Source organism: Halomonas sp. GT (assembly GCF_002082565.1).
GTDB lineage: Bacteria > Pseudomonadota > Gammaproteobacteria > Pseudomonadales > Halomonadaceae > Vreelandella.
This window is the reverse complement of sequence record NZ_CP020562.1, coordinates 2,894,629-2,909,587: the sequence shown is the minus strand read 5'-3', so window position 1 is coordinate 2,909,587 and position 14,959 is coordinate 2,894,629. Positions and strand designations below refer to the sequence as shown.

Genomic DNA, 14,959 nt, shown 5'->3' with positions numbered 1-14,959 from the left:
CTATCTGGTGCTTAGCAGCGAATAATGAAAACACTTTCTCGTTTTGCGGAATACTTGTTAAGGAGTTTCCATGAGCCAAGCAAAATCTTATGCTGCCTTTTCTGCTGATAAACCACTCGCGCCATTCACCTTTGATCGGCGTGAGCCCCGTCCAGATGATGTTGCCATTGAAATCCTTTACTGCGGTGTTTGCCACAGTGACCTACACTTTGCCCGCGATGACTGGGGCATGAGTCAATACCCTGTGGTACCTGGCCATGAGATTGTCGGCCGTGTAACCGCTGTTGGTGATGAGGTGACACGTTTTAAGGCGGGTGATTTAGTCGGCGTAGGTTGCATGGTCGACTCTTGCCGCACCTGTTCTGCTTGTAAAGATGGCGTGGAGCAATACTGCCTGGAAGGGTTTACGATGACCTACGGCAGCCCTGACCGCCAAGACGGCACGCTAACCCAAGGCGGCTATTCAGATGCCATCGTGGTGAGTGAGCATTTTGTGCTGCAAATGCCTGAGGGTATTGATCTAGCCTCCGCGGCACCTATTCTCTGTGCGGGAATTACGACGTATTCACCGCTCAAACATCATGGCGTTGGTAAAGGTCACAAAGTAGGCGTGATAGGCATGGGCGGCCTCGGTCATATGGGCGTGAAATTAGCCAAAGCATTGGGTGCGGAAGTCACCGTCTTTACTCGCTCGGATGCCAAGGTAGCAGAAGCAAAGCGCAATGGTGCGGATCACGTAGTGGTATCCAGTGACCAGGCGCAAATGAAGGCTGTCGCAGAAACGTTCGATTTCATGCTAGATACCGTTCCGGTTCAGCACGACCTAAACCCCTACCTTACTTCTCTGAAATATGACGGCACGCATATTATTGTCGGCCTGTTAGAACCGATTGAGCCTGCTATTGAAGCATTCAATTTGGTGTTTAAGCGTCGCGTGGTAGCTGGCTCGCTGATTGGTGGTATCGCTGAAACGGAAGAGCTGCTCAAGCTTTGTGCAGAGCAGAACATCACTTGCGATATTGAGATGCTGGATATTAACAACATCAATGAGGGCTTTGAGCGTATGGAGAAAGGTGACGTGCGCTATCGCTTTGTGATTGATATGGCAACGCTGAAAGATACTGCTGCGTAGCGAGTTGTCATCAATAACCCCACCGTTGACTAACGGTGGGGTTTTCGCGTGAGAACTACTGGGCGTCGAGGCTATCAGATGTGGGCAGAGACCCGCAGTCTGACGTAATCGGCTGTCCAGTTGCCCTGTCCATCACTTAAGCTGTGGGAGAGCAGGTTAATCGTATTATCAATAATGGCGTCTTGCAGGTCTTCATCTAACCCGTGCAAAAACGGGCTTGCAAAGGTTTCGAGCCAGCCAGCAATTCCGGTGGGAAGTGGTGTGGGGCGAGGGATTAGCTCGATAGAATCGACATGAAAGCCTGCCGTTTGAAGCAGGTTTGTATACTCTTCCGGTGTGGGAAAGTACCAAGGATGACGGCCACGTGAGCTAATGCCGCGAAACTGCAGCGAGGCAATAAGCGCTGTACAAATAGCGGCCACGTTGCCATGTCCCCCAAACTCTGCAACAAAACGCCCGCCGGGTTTTAGTGCGCGTTTTACGCCGGCCAATACTGTTTGCGGGTCCAGCATCCAGTGCAACGCTGCGTTGCTAAAGACCGCATCAAATTCTTGATCAAAGGGTAGCTGATGACCATCGACAACCCGTGCAGTGACCCCGCGCTGTTGGGCTGCGGCGACCATCTCTGCAGAGGCATCGACACCCAGCACATCGGCACCTAATTGAATAATGCGTTCGGTGAGTGCGCCATCACCGCAGCCAAGGTCCAATATGCGCTGTCCAGGCTGCGGTGCTAAAAGCTTCATTACATCGCTTCCCAACGTGGGAACAAAATTCGCGTGTTCCGCATAGTGGCTGGCGTTCCATTCCTGCCCTTGCGGTGTGTGAGGGGCGTTAGACATATTGGCTTCCTAGCGGCGTTATTTATCTTAGGGGGTGACCCAATGGCTTCATTTAGTATAGCTTGCCATCAATAACATGCGTTAAGCCTGAATTCTGGAGCAAAAGCATGGAACCGCCAAATGGGCGGAAGCAACTTAGTCGTCATATCCGTTATATCAAGTATCAAGAGGCGAGACGAAATGAATGATGTAATCAAACTACTTCAATCCCACCGCTCTATTCGTAAATTTACCGATCAGGAAGTTCCGCGTGGGCTGCTGTTAGAGCTCGTCAGAGCGGGCCAAGCCGCAGCGACATCAAGCCATGTTCAGGCCTACACTATTATTAATGTTACCAACTCAGCGAATCGTGAAAAGATTGCTGAATACGCCGGTGGCCAAAGCTATGTCGCAAGTAGCGCGGTTTTTTTAGTATTTTGTGCGGATATGAAGCGCCCGACAGAGGCGTCCGAACGGACAGGGGCGAATGTTGAAAGAGGTATGACAGAGCAGCTATTGGTCGCCACCGTTGATACTGCTCTGATGGCACAAAACGTTGCAGTGGCCGCCGAGTCTGAAGGGCTCGGGATTTGTTACATCGGTGGTATCCGCAACAATCCCCAAGCGATCAGCGAGCTTTTGCACTTGCCAGACCATGTTTATCCGGTGTTTGGTATGTGCCTTGGCTATCCGGCTCATGATCCTGAGGTTAAGCCGCGTCTACCAGTAGAGGCTATTCTCAAGGAAGACACTTACTGTGAAGATACTGAGCAAGTCGAGGCGTTTGACAGCACTATGCAGGCTTACTATCAAACACGCAGCACCGGAAACAAAACCACTGACTGGTCTCATAACCTAACGCCGCTCTTCGATTCAAAACTGCGTCCTCACATGCGTAACTTTTTAGTTAAACGCGGCTTTGAAATGAAGTAGAAAACGAGCTGGGCGCGAAAAAGAATCGAGCATGAAGCAGGCTGTCGTCGCTGTGTGGCAAGGCGTTTAAAAGAGCAGATTTCTTGCGCTGCACGCTTACGGCGTTCATCTATACTGGTTGCATACTACGGTAAGTAGTGGCGATAACAATAAAAGGAGCTATTGATGAACCTTCAGCGTGCTTATTACCTGCTAGCGGCTTTTTACAGCCTGCTTCCACTTATCGGGCTCGTGGCTATTTTTGCAGGCGGGGGAACACCGCTTGCAGTGGCTCACCTCGCATTGGGAGTGCTCGCCGTGATAGGGCTGTGGGGCTACATACTCAAGCGTGGGTTTATGAACCCCCGCATGTGGCAACCTTTAGCGGTAGTACTGGCAGTCATGGCAGTAGGGCAATTGCTGGTGATCTTCACTATGCCGGTTTCTAACGTTGCACTTACTTGGATGTTAACAAGCAGTATCTTCTCCGTATTGTTGATCATCGTACTATTTCACTATGGCAAACGTGATCAGCCTCTGTGGGCAACGCCTGTAGAGGCAGACGCTGCAAAGCAGCTTACAAAATTGCTTGATAGCACTTCGCCCTTATCTGCTGTTCATTACGAAGGTGAGCAAGAAAATAGCGTTAATGTCACTAAAGTAGGCAGTCAATATCATGCCAAAGTGACGCGGCGTGGCAAAAACGGGCAAGAGACATTTGAACGCCGCTTTCAGCATCCTGAAACGCTAGTGTTTTTTTTAGAAAAATTCGCCAGTGTTTCAGTTCAGGATTTTCGGCAAACGGCGCTTTCTTAGATGTTTGAATAAGCCGGGTTAGAAAAGATGCGTTAAGAGATAAATGTGTGGGCGATCTGAGGCTTTAATGTTTTTACGATATGTTCGTATAACGGGATCAGACGCTCACTCATCTCTTGTTTCGCCACATGGTAGTCGATGTAGTAAGCATGGCGAGTCCCGTGATACACAATCGGCTCACTCACTTTGGTAAACTTAAAACCTGATATCGCCAATAAACGGGGAAGGCGAGGTTCCATCATTGCAAAAACATGACGGCGGTTAGTTAAGCCAACGATAGAGTAGGTGCATAAAAAAAGACCCAGGGCGACGAGTGAAAATGTCTTTGCCTCATCTTGTGAAAATAATACAATTTCCTCACCTGCTACTTCTTCTGGAGTGCTAGATTTTCGCGTTCTGAAGTTTTTAGAAATAGCTAATCGTGATACTTCACATGTCTCAAGGGACGGTAACTTAAACGGTGTTAATGTGGGGTGGTTAAGTAACTGCTCGCCTTTGTTTTGAACAGGCAAATGGTCAGCTGGATTAGTGTTGCTGGCTAAAGGCATGACTAATCGTACACACCCAGCAAGAATGCCACTACGTTTGTGTTCTATGAGGCAATGAACCGAGTAATTGTCATACTCATCAGACTCGTACAAACGTGCTTCATCTTCACGCATCTCATAGTTGAACTCTTTTAGAAAAACATCATGCCGTAGCCGGAAGGCACGTCGCTTTTGGTCATCGGTGTTAGCAATAAAAAAATGATACTCGTCGATAAATTTATCTATCATCCCTTTGCGATTGCTTTTATCTTCAAATTCACTCCCTTGGGTGGTTTTCCCTGCTAGCATCTGTTGCTTCCTTTTGAGTGCGGCTACTTACTAAAATCGAATTCTTTCAGGCTTCCCTAGATGATAACCCTGTCCATACTGAATGCCGTATGAAAGAAGAACCGGTATCAGTGCTTCTTGATCAACAAATTCAGCAATAGTCTGCTTACCGAAGCCTCTCGCTATATCGGCAATCGCTTTGACAAGCGTGTGGCTATCCGTATCGATAAGTAAGCTGCGAATAAAAGAGCCATCGATTTTAATATAGTCCACTGGGAGCTGACTTAGATAGTGAAAACTGCTAAATCCAATTCCAAAATCATCTAGTGCTGTTCGGCAGCCTAAATCCCTTACGGTTTGCAACACGTTGCGCGCTGTTGAGAAATCTGTAATAGCCGCCGTCTCTGTTACTTCTAAAATGAGATGGTGGGGGTCAGCGCCGCTGATTTTTAATTGATCTGCTAGATATTGTTTTAAACCTAAATCATGTAAAGACTGGCCTGATAAGTTCACAGCCAATGACAAGCCCTCTTTTTGCAGTGACGCCAGCGCTTCTAGGCTACGGCGCAGCACCCAGCGGTCAACTTGAACAATTAAACCGCTTTGTTCAGCAACGGGTATAAATTGTGCTGGAGAGACCAAGCTACCATCATCATTACGCATGCGTAGCAATACTTCGTAATGCTTAATGTCGCGATCCTTCAGTCGAACAATGGGCTGTGCCCACAGTTCAAATTCATCATTTTCGAGCGCTTTGTGCAGCCGCTCAACCCAATAGACGCGCTCTTGAAGTTCATCTTTAGCATTTTCCGCCTGCCTGAGGAGATACCAATGCTGATTGCCACTCTCTTTCGCTTTGTACATGGCCATATCGGCACTAGCCAACAGATCAGCCGGTGTTTGCCCATTAACGGGAAACAGCGCTATGCCAATGCTGGCGGAAACATGGTGCTTGCGTCCAGCAGCTGTAAAGCCAAGACCGTCCAGCAGCTGAGAAATATACTCCGCCACGTTGATCGCTTGTTCGCTGCCAATGTCTTCCAGCAGTAGGGCAAACTCATCACCACCTAGGCGGGCAATAATGCTTCGCTGACTGAGGTTTAGAAAAAGCGTATCAGCGACTTCTCGTAATAGGCGGTCGCCCACATGGTGGCCACTGAGTTCGTTGATCTCTTTAAACTGGTCCAGGTCTAGTAATAAAACAGCGCCTTCGGCTTGATTAGCGATAGTGCGCTGCAAGGCATCTTGGAAATAGCGACGATTATAGAGCTCTGTTAATGGATCATGTTCTGCAAGCCATGTTAAACGTGCTTCAGCAGCTTTACGTTCGGTAATGTCTAACCCAACGGATATTTTAGAAGCATTGAGGTTGTTACTGTTCGCTAAAAGAGCGTGGTACCAAACGACAGTAAAAAAGCGTTTATCCGGCGTTTGAAACGTCTTTTCTTCCTGGTTGGGTGCACTGAGGTGAGCCACAGTACGGCCATTGGTATTATTCTCGCTGTTAATCCCCTCCCTATTGTTGCCAGGTAGTGCTAAGTGGGCATTTTGATCAAAGATGTCAGAGAAATGGCGTCCAATGATATCGGCATCTTTTAACCCTAACCTTTCTAGCGTGTAGTCGTTAATTAGCTGGATACGCCCTTTGTTATTTTGGACAACAATAAAGACTTGTGCGGTGTCGAGCAGGCTATTAACAAAATCACGCTCTTTGGCTAGCTCATCAACGCGTTCGGCTAGCTGTCCGCTATGTTCTTGGACACTCTGCTCCAGCGCCTCTAGCTGATGGGAAAGCTCTCGGGTGGAGTCCTCCAAACTATCAATTTCATTGGAAAAATGGCGCCGAGATAAAGGAAGTTTATCTCTTACACGACGAAACTCACCGCTTGCCAGCTCGGGTAATAGGCTGGCGACTCGTCGTAGTCGCGCCATCGGGCCTAGTAGGATAATTAACAACAATAGCTCGGCAGCTAACCAACCAACCAAGCCGACTATAAGCAGTGTATTCGTCGCTTTACGAATGGCTGCGATCTGAGGAGAGATATCTGAAATGAGTAGGAAATACCCAGTGCTGCGCCAGTCGGCGTCTTCCTCCATATACACTGCGCTTAATTCAAAATACCGGTCCAAGTATTCAAGGCTAAAAGGCATGTGAACCAGTTGATTTAGAAAGACGTCTTTAGACGCGCGTTGAAGTACGGAGAGTGTCTGATCGCGGTTCGTAAGCGCTAGTATATGGCCGTTCCAATCCTCCAGCAGAAGCGCCTCGGCAGGCGTTTGTCCCGCAATACGACCTGTCACTACCAGTGCTATTTCACTATTGGAGACTTCTTTAGCTTGTCGCGTAACATCAGCAAGTGAGCGCGATAACACCACCATTCCGATGCTAGTGCCCTCCATAAGAACAGGAACGGCAGCAAACTGCTGGCATGCCATTGCACAGCGCAGTGTAGTAATGGGGGACTCGGTGGTCAGTACACTACCTATCCAGCCTTGAATGGGCAGGTCGATGAGCGGGTCGTTGGTACCTGAGTAACCCACTCTCGTTCCTTGAGTATTAAAAACAAAGATTTCATCAATCCCCGCTTCTAATTGCAGAGAAGGCCACTGAGCTCTTAGCACATCGGCTAACTCATCCTGGTTATTCTCTTGTAGCGCGCTTCCAAGCTCTGGCACCGCAGCGGTTAAGCCCGCCAACTGGCGTAAGTTATCAGATGAGCGTTGCATTGCTAGACTTATCTCGCGCTGCTGACGCTCATGGCTTTCTATCCGACTGCTTTCTAACTGCTGAGTGAGATGGTATTGGCCCAACCAAATAAAGAGTGCCACAAGCGCTAGCAGTAATAGACTGCTCAGCGCGATAACACGCCAAGTCAAACTAAGCCGATAGCGCGTTTTAGAAGACGAACGTGTGGTCATCTCGGCGTATCCCGTTCAGGTAATGCTAAAAGCGCAGTGAAAGCTGGAAGAGCAGCATATTCCAGTGTCGGCTTGTTTCCGACGCATCCGCGTCTTCATGTAAGGGTAGCCAGCCAGTACCATCCACATGATGATATTCACCTGCCAACATTAGGTTAGGTCTGGGTGTCCATTGAACGCCAAAGGTAATGTCATCAGCAAATTGGGAATGGGCAGGGCCCAAGCCGCTTTGTTCGTAGGTAGTACCTGAACGGTCATTTCGGTCGTTTACCAAACGATCGAAGCGAATTAACCACTGCCAGTCATTGTCCATACGGCGTGTATATTGCACATACCAGCTTTCACCGGTTTTTTTCTGATCAATGGCGGGATTAAAGCCATCTAGTTCAATTGTTCTCAGCGCATACTCAGAGGTTAAGCTCCACAGCTCGTCATTGTATTGCAATGAAAATACCCAAGGCTGAAACTGGAAGCTGCCATTATTTAGTGGCGGGTTAGCGTCTTCATAGTCGGCGTTAGCACTCGCGGTGCTGAGTGCCATTAGAAAGTGACCACCGTTGTCTTCGTAGCGAATTTGGCCAATCGCAGAAGAGCCCGCTTGTAACGATCCTGGAAAACGCTTCAGCCCAAGCGCTTGATCGACATCGTCTTCTATGCGTGTTTTGCCAACGCCTGCTTGAAAGCGAAAAACGCCTGACGTGGTTCTCTCTTCATGATAAATACTGGCGCCATCGCCAGCCATTCCTAACGATCGAGTTCGATCAAAATAGATTGATTGCGGCAATAAAATACCGGGGCGCGTGAATGCAACGTCACGCGTTTGGTTATAAATACCGAAGGGGTTTTTAAATCTACCTACCTGAAGGCCAAGCGTACGTTGCTGGTTGGAGACCATCTGATAATCCACCACGCCATAATCTAGCGTTGGGATGGCATCGCTAGTTTCACCGCCAGCGCGACGGCTAAGCACCTGAGCGGCCACCAGCACATTACGGTGAGGGCGGATAGAGGCGTTAACACCTATTTCGGTATACTCCAAACTTCCTGCATTCTCACTGCTACTACCGAAGAAATCGTTGTCGTCGGTGATGATAAGCGCCTGGCTCAGAAATCCATGTACTTGTAGAGTGTCGATCACGCTTTCATTTGCCCAGGCAGACGAGCAAACAGGCAGCGCTAGCAAACTTGCGAGTACAGCTATGTTGGGCCTGCAGGCAACTGACCATTGTTCATTCCATTGAAATAACTTGGACATTTTCATCCAGATACTCCCTTTCAAGATATCCCAGCGCGCCAGGAGTATTCGCAACTTTCTCGCGCATTTCGAGCTGATCAGCAACGCGATTAGGCGCTTGCCCCATGCCAGAAAAAACCATTCGATCCCATGCCAGTTGCAGCTGGTGTGGATAAACGGCGAGCTGCTCTTTTGTGAAGCGCGCATGTACAGGATCTCGGTTTGGCAGCACAAACACCTGTACAGCATCGCCGTCAGGCCATGTACGTTGCCTCATGGCAAACATAGCCCTTGTCGTGTCTCGGTTTAGCCATTGTGTGGCGACCGTTGGGTGCGCCACTAGAAGTATGGCTGCGTCCTGATCAACAGATTGTGCATGGGTATGTCCGGCAAAAAGAAAAGCCAGTATCAGCCATGCAAGGCTCTGTGTGATTCGTTGGCAAGCGATACGTATCAAGTAAAGAAACGGCATAGCGCGCGTCTTTTCCATCGCCTGTTGAACGCCAAGTTCAAGCACCATGCTATCCGTACTAGCACGCTATCTGTGTGTGAAATAATGACGCTTACTCCTCTTCAGTCTTTAGAGGCAAACTATTGTTTTATAGATATTTTGCGTGACGGCAAGTGAACTTTTTAGAATCTCTGCTCGGCATCGGTAAGTCGAAACAGCACAATTTTTAAACCCTACATCAATTTTGTTGAACTTACCTACATTACAATCAACGAAACGTCCCACGACAAAAGTATGAATTGTCTAGAAATATCGCATTGCAAGGTTAGTGAACAATGACACACAAGGGCAGGACTTAAAGCGTTAAATACATGTGTTCAACAGATCTACTTTCGATAGTTAACTGGAAGCTAATTGCTATTAAGCTTGTTAGGCGTATACAGATTCACCCAATCAACTAAAACGCCCGGCCAAAGCCGGGCGTAAAGCGGTAAACCAACGACGGATTAGTCCGCGAGTTCAAGAAGTCGGTCTGCGTAATCAGTAAACAAACCGTTGACGCCCCAGTCCTGTAAACGCTTCATCTCATCCGTTTCATTGATGGTGTATATGTGAACGGGAAGTCCATTTTCCTGAGCTTGGCTAATAAAATCAGCATCAATAACGTCATCGCCATTATATGTCACATTCGTGCCGATACCTGCCGCGTACTCTGCAATCGCCTGAAAGTCTTCGTCAGTGATGTCTGCTGGCGCTGGGGTAACGCCTGTCCATTCCGCTAAACGAGCATTATCATTCTCGCTGGGCGAGTACCATACCAACTGAATGAGTGGGACTTGTTCATTAAGCTGACGTACTTTAAGTAGGCTTCCCTGTTCAAACGATTGCACCAACACGCGGCCATTTTCAATCATTTCGTGGTCTTCGAGTGTCTCAACCAAGGCTTCTTCTAACCCTGGGTTTAACTGGGGGGACTTGGTTTCAATGTAGTAACGAGCATCGTGACCAAAGCGGTCAAATAGCTCTTCCAGTGTGAGTATTTGTGCCCCTTCAAAGGCCGCATCTGCTTTGTCAGCATTGGCTTCGTTGAACCACGTACCGATATCCAGAGCCTTTAGTTCTTCTAGCGTGTAATCATTAATCCTGCCTTCTCCGTTACTTGTGCGGCCAATAGCATCATCATGAAATACCACTAGCTCCCCATCGGAGGTGAGCTGAACGTCCAGTTCCAAGTAATCCACACCCCACTCATGCGCCAGTTCATAGGCTGCCATGGTACTTTCGGGCGCATGGCCGCTGGCGCCGCGATGAGCGATCACCTGAAACGACTCTAGATCTTTTAGCTGCTGCTCTAGTGGCGTTGTCTCTGCGGTTACAGTGGACGTAGCAGCACCAGCAAAAAGACCCAATGAGACGGCAGCAATCAACGGATGACGTTGCATAGAAACTCCTTAATTGAATGGTTGTTCAATTATCCTACAGGTCTCCTTGTGAAAATACCAAATAGGTAACTTGTTTGTGTTTGTTAAAGAAAAGCCTGCTTTGGCAGGTGCTCTTGCCTTTAAACGCTTGGTCTAACACAGCATCAGCTACTCTTAAGTGGATGCTACTCATTGCTTACTTAGCAATAGCGCTTTATCCAGGCGAGCTAAAAGAGTGGCTTTCTGGTGCCAGGGTAGGGGCGGGAGCGGCTGTTAATCCTCCCACTGATTGCCTTGCGATCGGAGGTTGACTGGCTGAAGTAGATGAAATAAGTAGATCAAATAAGCAGATAAACGGGGAGATTGACGATAAGAGGTAGCCGCAATGATTGCTTACACAATGGTGGGAACGCATAACCTAGAGCGAGCACTTCACTTTTATGCGCCGTTGTTCAGCAGTATGGGGATGGATGTGTGCTGGCAAGACGATGCCTGCGTTTCTTTCGGCGACCCGGATGATGTCAGTGTGCCGAGGTTCTTTGTTGGTTTTCCTTTTAATGGTTATCCCGCTAGCGTTGGCAACGGCAGCATGACAGCGTTTCAATTTTCTGATCCTAAAGAAGTCGATACGCTCTATCAGTTAGCGATGCATAACGGGGGCAGCGATGAAGGTCCGCCAGGCTACCGCCCTCAGTATGGTGAAGGCTTTTTCGCCGCTTACGTACGAGACCCAGACGGCAACAAACTGGCATTTGTCGTCTATCCTCATCGGTAGACGCTAAGTCAATGCAGTATCAACAAGCAGCACCTTGGTAAAGGTTGAATTGAACAAAAATGCCTGCAACTAAAGGACTGAAGACACTCAAAAGGAGCAATGATGACAACGCTAGTAATCGGTGCAAATGGGCAGATTGGCAAGCAGTTTTGCGAGTTGGCGCAGCAGGAGGGTACACCTATAAAAGCGATGATCCGCAGCGAAGGGCAGGCAGCTTGGTTTAAGGAGCGTGGCATTGATAGCGTCGTGGCGGATTTAGAAGGTGAATTTGAACATGCCTTTGAAGGTTGCGACCAAGTCGTCTTTACTGCAGGATCTGGCCCGCACACCGGGCCAGATAAAACGTTGATGATTGATCTTTTTGGCGCCATGCGCGCCGCCGATGTGGCCAGTCAAAAAGGCCTATCTCGCTATATCATGGTTAGTGCCATGAGAGCAGAAAACCCGCTGGAAGCACCGGAAAAGTTGCGCCCCTACATGGCGGCTAAATTCGCTGCCGACGCGCATTTACGCAACAGCGATATCCCTCATGTGATCCTTAAACCAGGACGCCTGACCGACGGAACAGCCAGCCGCCAGTTTGCTAGCTCAATAGATGAAGCAGGCGATAACCAAATCTCACGGGCTAACGTTGCGCACGCGCTGCTGTATGTGGTGCAAACGTCGAGCATAATTAACCAGGAATACACATTGCTGGATGGCAAACGCTCGATTGAGGAGGTTGTTTAATAACTTCGTCTTAAAAAGGGCTTAACGTGCCCAATTGTTCACTTTTTACTCAAAGGGCCCCGATGACTCCTGCCGATATTGGCCGTGCATACAACCAGATCACTCATCTCTGGCAGAGCGAAAAATTTAACCTCACGAACGGTATAGACGCGCACAAAAGAGCGCTAGCGTTTGTGAAGAATCGAGGCAGGGCGCTGGATATTGGCTGTGGTTGTACGGGACGTTTTATTGACCTACTAAAGCAAGAAGGCTTTACACCAGAAGGGGTGGATATTTCTGCTGAAATGGTGCGGCTGGCTAAACAGAAACATCCAGACGTGACTTTTCACCACCAGGATATTTGTCAGTGGCAGCCGCCGGGCAACTACGACGTCATTACTGCTTGGGATAGTATCTGGCATATTCCATTGGCTCAGCAGGAAGCTGTGATAACCAGGATTATTAATAGCCTGAACGAAGGTGGCGTATTTATCTTCTCCTTCGGTGGCACCGATGAACCCGGTGATCACACCGACAGCTTCATGGGGCCACCGGTTTACTACTCATCGCTCGGTACTAACGGTTTTTTATCTCTGTTGATAAAGCTAGGTGCCGTATGCAAGCATCTAGAGTATGACCAACATCCTGAACTGCACGCATACTTGATTGCTCAAAAGGCATGAGACGAAGAGTGAGGCAGGATCTATAGCCTGGCCTCTTGGTGTAGCGTATCGACGAAACGCGCTAATGCGGGCGACCAGGTAGCGGGTTCTGCTGTCACAAAGTAGGTGTCGATATTGGCAATGGCGGAGGGCAGTTCCATCGTGTGAATGCCGAAGCGGTGCCGGTGGGCTTCAATAGTAATACGTGGCAGCACGGTGTACCCCATCCCAGCCGCGACGCAGCCAAGCATGGCGTCCAGCGTGCCAAATTCAAAAACACGCACGGCATTAATTCCCTGAGAAGCCAGCAGTAATTCGATGCGTTGGCGATAACTACATCCCTGACGAAACGCCAGAAACGTTGCTGTCAGCAGTTCTTCAGCGCTGGGCACGCTCGTCAAGGGGGTTGAGCTTACCAGTACAAGCTGTTCGCTGAAGACCTTGAGCGAATGATAGCGATGATGATCGATAGCGCCTGCCACAAACACGCCATCCGCTTGGCCGGCCATGAGTTTCTCGATCAAGCTGGCGGTGGGGCCTGTCGCCAGGGTCATATCAACGTCTGGAAAGTTGGCATGATAGGCCGCCAGTATCGGGGGAAGACGCAGCGCCATCGTCGTTTCCATCGATCCTAAGCGCAGTTGCCCAGCAGCATTCCCTGTACTTTGAAATAGCGCTAACGCTTCGTCATGTACTGCTAGCAGCCGTTCTGCGTACTCCAGTAATGCTTGCCCGGCAGACGTAAGGCGCACGCCACCAGCGCGATGAACCAGCTGCGCGCCTAACTCTTCCTCAAGCTTTTTGATATGCGTAGTCACGTTAGATTGCACCGTGTGCAATTGATTCGCGGCGGCCATAAAGCTGCCGGTTTCTGCCACCGCCTTAAACAGCCGCAACGATTTAAAGTGCATCCTTATTTCCCTCAAAATGGCTTTCATCTCAAATTGAGATAGTTACTATCATTATAAATCGTTTTTAAAGAACTGACGGTGTGGGTAGGCTACAGGCAAATACGCTCGTCGCCAATCTCGCCCCACAGCGATTCAGTAAGGACGCAACATGATCAACAGCAAAGATTTGCCTGCCCTGGTTACCGGCGTGATGGCAACGTTGGCGGGCATAGGCATTGCCCGCTTTGCCTACACGCCGCTATTACCTGCACTGATTGAACAGGGATGGTTTACCGCCAGCCAAGGGGCTTACCTAGGGGCTGCCAATCTTTTGGGCTACTTTATCGGTGCGCTGTCCGCTCACTCCTTGAGTGAGCGCTTTCCAGTTCGCGCGGTGTTGGGGGCAAGTTTCGTGGCGATTGCCCTTAGTTTTTTCCTCTGTGCGGGGGCTGGTAGTTTCAGTTGGTTCTTCTTTTGGCGATTAGTCTCAGGTATTGCTGGCGCTACTCTGATGGTGGTTGGCCCATCGATGGCTCTATCGGCAACGCCCTCGGAAAGACGAGCCGTTATCGGAGCCCTGGTATTCACTGGCATTGGGCTCGGTGCGCTGCTTTCAGCATCGGTAGTGCCTATGCTGCTGGAGTTAAGCCTAACAGCGACTTGGGGGGCGCTTGGTCTGCTCTGCATCGCGGCGGGGTTGCTAGGTGACCGTGGTATTACTCGGATTTCCTTACCTCCGGTGGCAGGTAAGGAAGGGGCGGCGAGCCAGAAAGGGTATGCAGGAGTAAAAATCGCCGTGCTACTGGTGATTGGAGCGTATGCCCTGGACGCCATCGGGTTTGTTCCCCATACCGTGTTTTGGGTGGATTATCTCGCCAGAGAAAATGCCTTAGGACATCAAGCTGCTTCTCTTCAGTGGGGGATTTTCGGCTTGGGCGCTGTGTGCGGGCCACTGATGATAGGCGCGTTGGCGCGAAGAGTGGGCTGGCATCGTGGTTTAACCCTCGCTTTTTTAGCCAAGGCTGCCGCTGTATCTCTGCCGATCTTTTCGCTCGCGTTTCTTAGTCAGTCAGTTTCTTCGTTTGTGGTGGGCGCGATGATCCCTGGCATTGTGGCGCTGACGTCTGGGCGACTTGCTGAGTTAGTTGGCCCCAGTGGCCACAAAAAAATCTGGGGGCAAGCGACGGCTGCCTTCGCTGCAGCTCAGGCGTTTTCTGGCTACGCGATGGCTGGGCTATATGTAGCCTGGGGCACTTATTCACCGCTATTTGCGATTAGCAGCTTGGTGTTGGTAGGCGGCTTTGTACTGGTGCTGCTAAGCCGAGTCCTACAGCAGCGCCACGCTCCTCGCTCTCCTGTTGCTCATTCTCCTGATCCTCTCACTACCAAGAAGCGGAGGTAAT

Annotated in this window: 14 protein-coding genes; 7 read left to right on the top strand and 7 right to left on the bottom strand. The window is 49.6% G+C overall.

Going from position 1 to position 14,959, the window contains the following annotated elements:
- Positions 1-70 precede the first annotated feature (70 nt).
- Complete coding sequence (locus tag B6A39_RS13425; RefSeq protein WP_083006501.1) at positions 71-1,132, top strand: NAD(P)-dependent alcohol dehydrogenase; 1,062 nt, start codon at positions 71-73, stop codon at positions 1,130-1,132.
- A gap of 74 nt (positions 1,133-1,206) precedes the next feature.
- On the opposite strand, the gene B6A39_RS13420 is transcribed toward B6A39_RS13425, so the two are convergent.
- A complete protein-coding gene (locus B6A39_RS13420) occupies positions 1,207-1,974 on the bottom strand; it encodes a class I SAM-dependent methyltransferase (protein WP_083006499.1) in 768 nt (255 codons plus the stop codon).
- Between the two features lie 180 nt (positions 1,975-2,154).
- Here B6A39_RS13420 and nfsA point away from each other — a divergent pair, with 180 nt between their 5' ends.
- Together nfsA and B6A39_RS13410 are read left to right on the top strand one after the other, a co-directional pair.
- On the top strand, positions 2,155-2,886 hold the full coding sequence (nfsA, locus tag B6A39_RS13415; RefSeq protein WP_083006497.1) for an oxygen-insensitive NADPH nitroreductase: 732 nt from the start codon (positions 2,155-2,157) through the stop codon (positions 2,884-2,886).
- A gap of 165 nt (positions 2,887-3,051) precedes the next feature.
- On the top strand, positions 3,052-3,681 hold the full coding sequence (locus B6A39_RS13410; protein ID WP_083006496.1) for a hypothetical protein: 630 nt from the start codon (positions 3,052-3,054) through the stop codon (positions 3,679-3,681).
- Positions 3,682-3,713: 32 nt separating this feature from the next.
- On the opposite strand, the gene B6A39_RS13405 is transcribed toward B6A39_RS13410, so the two are convergent.
- The 5 genes from B6A39_RS13405 to B6A39_RS13385 form a co-directional block, all read right to left on the bottom strand.
- A complete protein-coding gene (locus tag B6A39_RS13405; RefSeq protein ID WP_083006493.1) occupies positions 3,714-4,517 on the bottom strand; it encodes a PEP-CTERM/exosortase system-associated acyltransferase in 804 nt (267 codons plus the stop codon).
- 30 nt (positions 4,518-4,547) lie between these two features.
- A complete protein-coding gene (locus B6A39_RS13400; protein ID WP_083006490.1) occupies positions 4,548-7,415 on the bottom strand; it encodes a bifunctional diguanylate cyclase/phosphodiesterase in 2,868 nt (955 codons plus the stop codon).
- A 25-nt stretch (positions 7,416-7,440) separates the two neighbouring features.
- Positions 7,441-8,676, bottom strand: coding sequence for a hypothetical protein (locus B6A39_RS13395; RefSeq protein WP_198036717.1), 1,236 nt, complete (start codon positions 8,674-8,676; stop codon positions 7,441-7,443).
- Positions 8,645-9,169: a hypothetical protein gene (locus B6A39_RS13390; RefSeq protein WP_232318708.1), complete on the bottom strand. Its 525-nt coding sequence runs from the start codon at positions 9,167-9,169 to the stop codon at positions 8,645-8,647. Before B6A39_RS13390 ends, B6A39_RS13395 begins: the two co-directional genes overlap by 32 nt.
- 437 nt (positions 9,170-9,606) lie before the next feature.
- Complete coding sequence (locus B6A39_RS13385; protein ID WP_083006488.1) at positions 9,607-10,542, bottom strand: glycerophosphodiester phosphodiesterase; 936 nt, start codon at positions 10,540-10,542, stop codon at positions 9,607-9,609.
- A gap of 364 nt (positions 10,543-10,906) precedes the next feature.
- On the opposite strand from B6A39_RS13385, the gene B6A39_RS13380 reads away from it, so the two are divergent.
- The 3 genes from B6A39_RS13380 to B6A39_RS13370 all read left to right on the top strand — a co-directional run bounded on the left by B6A39_RS13380 (position 10,907) and on the right by B6A39_RS13370 (position 12,687).
- Positions 10,907-11,296 (top strand): VOC family protein, encoded by a 390-nt coding sequence (locus tag B6A39_RS13380; RefSeq protein WP_083006486.1) that lies wholly within the window; start codon positions 10,907-10,909, stop codon positions 11,294-11,296.
- A gap of 102 nt (positions 11,297-11,398) precedes the next feature.
- The gene (locus B6A39_RS13375) at positions 11,399-12,025 is read left to right on the top strand and encodes an SDR family oxidoreductase (RefSeq protein WP_083006484.1); all 627 of its coding nucleotides are present in this window, start codon (positions 11,399-11,401) and stop codon (positions 12,023-12,025) included.
- Positions 12,026-12,087: 62 nt separating this feature from the next.
- A complete protein-coding gene (locus tag B6A39_RS13370) occupies positions 12,088-12,687 on the top strand; it encodes a class I SAM-dependent methyltransferase (RefSeq protein WP_083006482.1) in 600 nt (199 codons plus the stop codon).
- A 20-nt stretch (positions 12,688-12,707) separates the two neighbouring features.
- Here the strand turns inward: B6A39_RS13370 and B6A39_RS13365 are convergent, their stop codons facing one another.
- Entirely contained in the window at positions 12,708-13,577 is an 870-nt protein-coding gene (locus B6A39_RS13365) for a LysR family transcriptional regulator (protein ID WP_083006480.1), read from the bottom strand.
- A 148-nt stretch (positions 13,578-13,725) separates the two neighbouring features.
- Here B6A39_RS13365 and B6A39_RS13360 point away from each other — a divergent pair, with 148 nt between their 5' ends.
- Positions 13,726-14,958, top strand: coding sequence for a YbfB/YjiJ family MFS transporter (locus B6A39_RS13360; protein WP_083006478.1), 1,233 nt, complete (start codon positions 13,726-13,728; stop codon positions 14,956-14,958).
- Position 14,959: the final 1 nt, after the last annotated feature.

Bases quoted from the DNA above. Each gene is read 5' to 3' on its own strand.
- B6A39_RS13425 (WP_083006501.1), top strand. From the start codon at position 71: ATGAGCCAAGCAAAATCTTATGCTGCCTTTTCTGCTGATAAACCACTC.
- B6A39_RS13420 (WP_083006499.1), bottom strand. From the start codon at position 1,974: ATGTCTAACGCCCCTCACACACCGCAAGGGCAGGAATGGAACGCCAGC.
- nfsA (WP_083006497.1), top strand. From the start codon at position 2,155: ATGAATGATGTAATCAAACTACTTCAATCCCACCGCTCTATTCGTAAA.
- B6A39_RS13410 (WP_083006496.1), top strand. From the start codon at position 3,052: ATGAACCTTCAGCGTGCTTATTACCTGCTAGCGGCTTTTTACAGCCTG.
- B6A39_RS13405 (WP_083006493.1), bottom strand. From the start codon at position 4,517: ATGCTAGCAGGGAAAACCACCCAAGGGAGTGAATTTGAAGATAAAAGC.
- B6A39_RS13400 (WP_083006490.1), bottom strand. From the start codon at position 7,415: ATGACCACACGTTCGTCTTCTAAAACGCGCTATCGGCTTAGTTTGACT.
- B6A39_RS13395 (WP_198036717.1), bottom strand. From the start codon at position 8,676: ATGAAAATGTCCAAGTTATTTCAATGGAATGAACAATGGTCAGTTGCC.
- B6A39_RS13390 (WP_232318708.1), bottom strand. From the start codon at position 9,169: ATGGTGCTTGAACTTGGCGTTCAACAGGCGATGGAAAAGACGCGCGCT.
- B6A39_RS13385 (WP_083006488.1), bottom strand. From the start codon at position 10,542: ATGCAACGTCATCCGTTGATTGCTGCCGTCTCATTGGGTCTTTTTGCT.
- B6A39_RS13380 (WP_083006486.1), top strand. From the start codon at position 10,907: ATGATTGCTTACACAATGGTGGGAACGCATAACCTAGAGCGAGCACTT.
- B6A39_RS13375 (WP_083006484.1), top strand. From the start codon at position 11,399: ATGACAACGCTAGTAATCGGTGCAAATGGGCAGATTGGCAAGCAGTTT.
- B6A39_RS13370 (WP_083006482.1), top strand. From the start codon at position 12,088: ATGACTCCTGCCGATATTGGCCGTGCATACAACCAGATCACTCATCTC.
- B6A39_RS13365 (WP_083006480.1), bottom strand. From the start codon at position 13,577: ATGCACTTTAAATCGTTGCGGCTGTTTAAGGCGGTGGCAGAAACCGGC.
- B6A39_RS13360 (WP_083006478.1), top strand. From the start codon at position 13,726: ATGATCAACAGCAAAGATTTGCCTGCCCTGGTTACCGGCGTGATGGCA.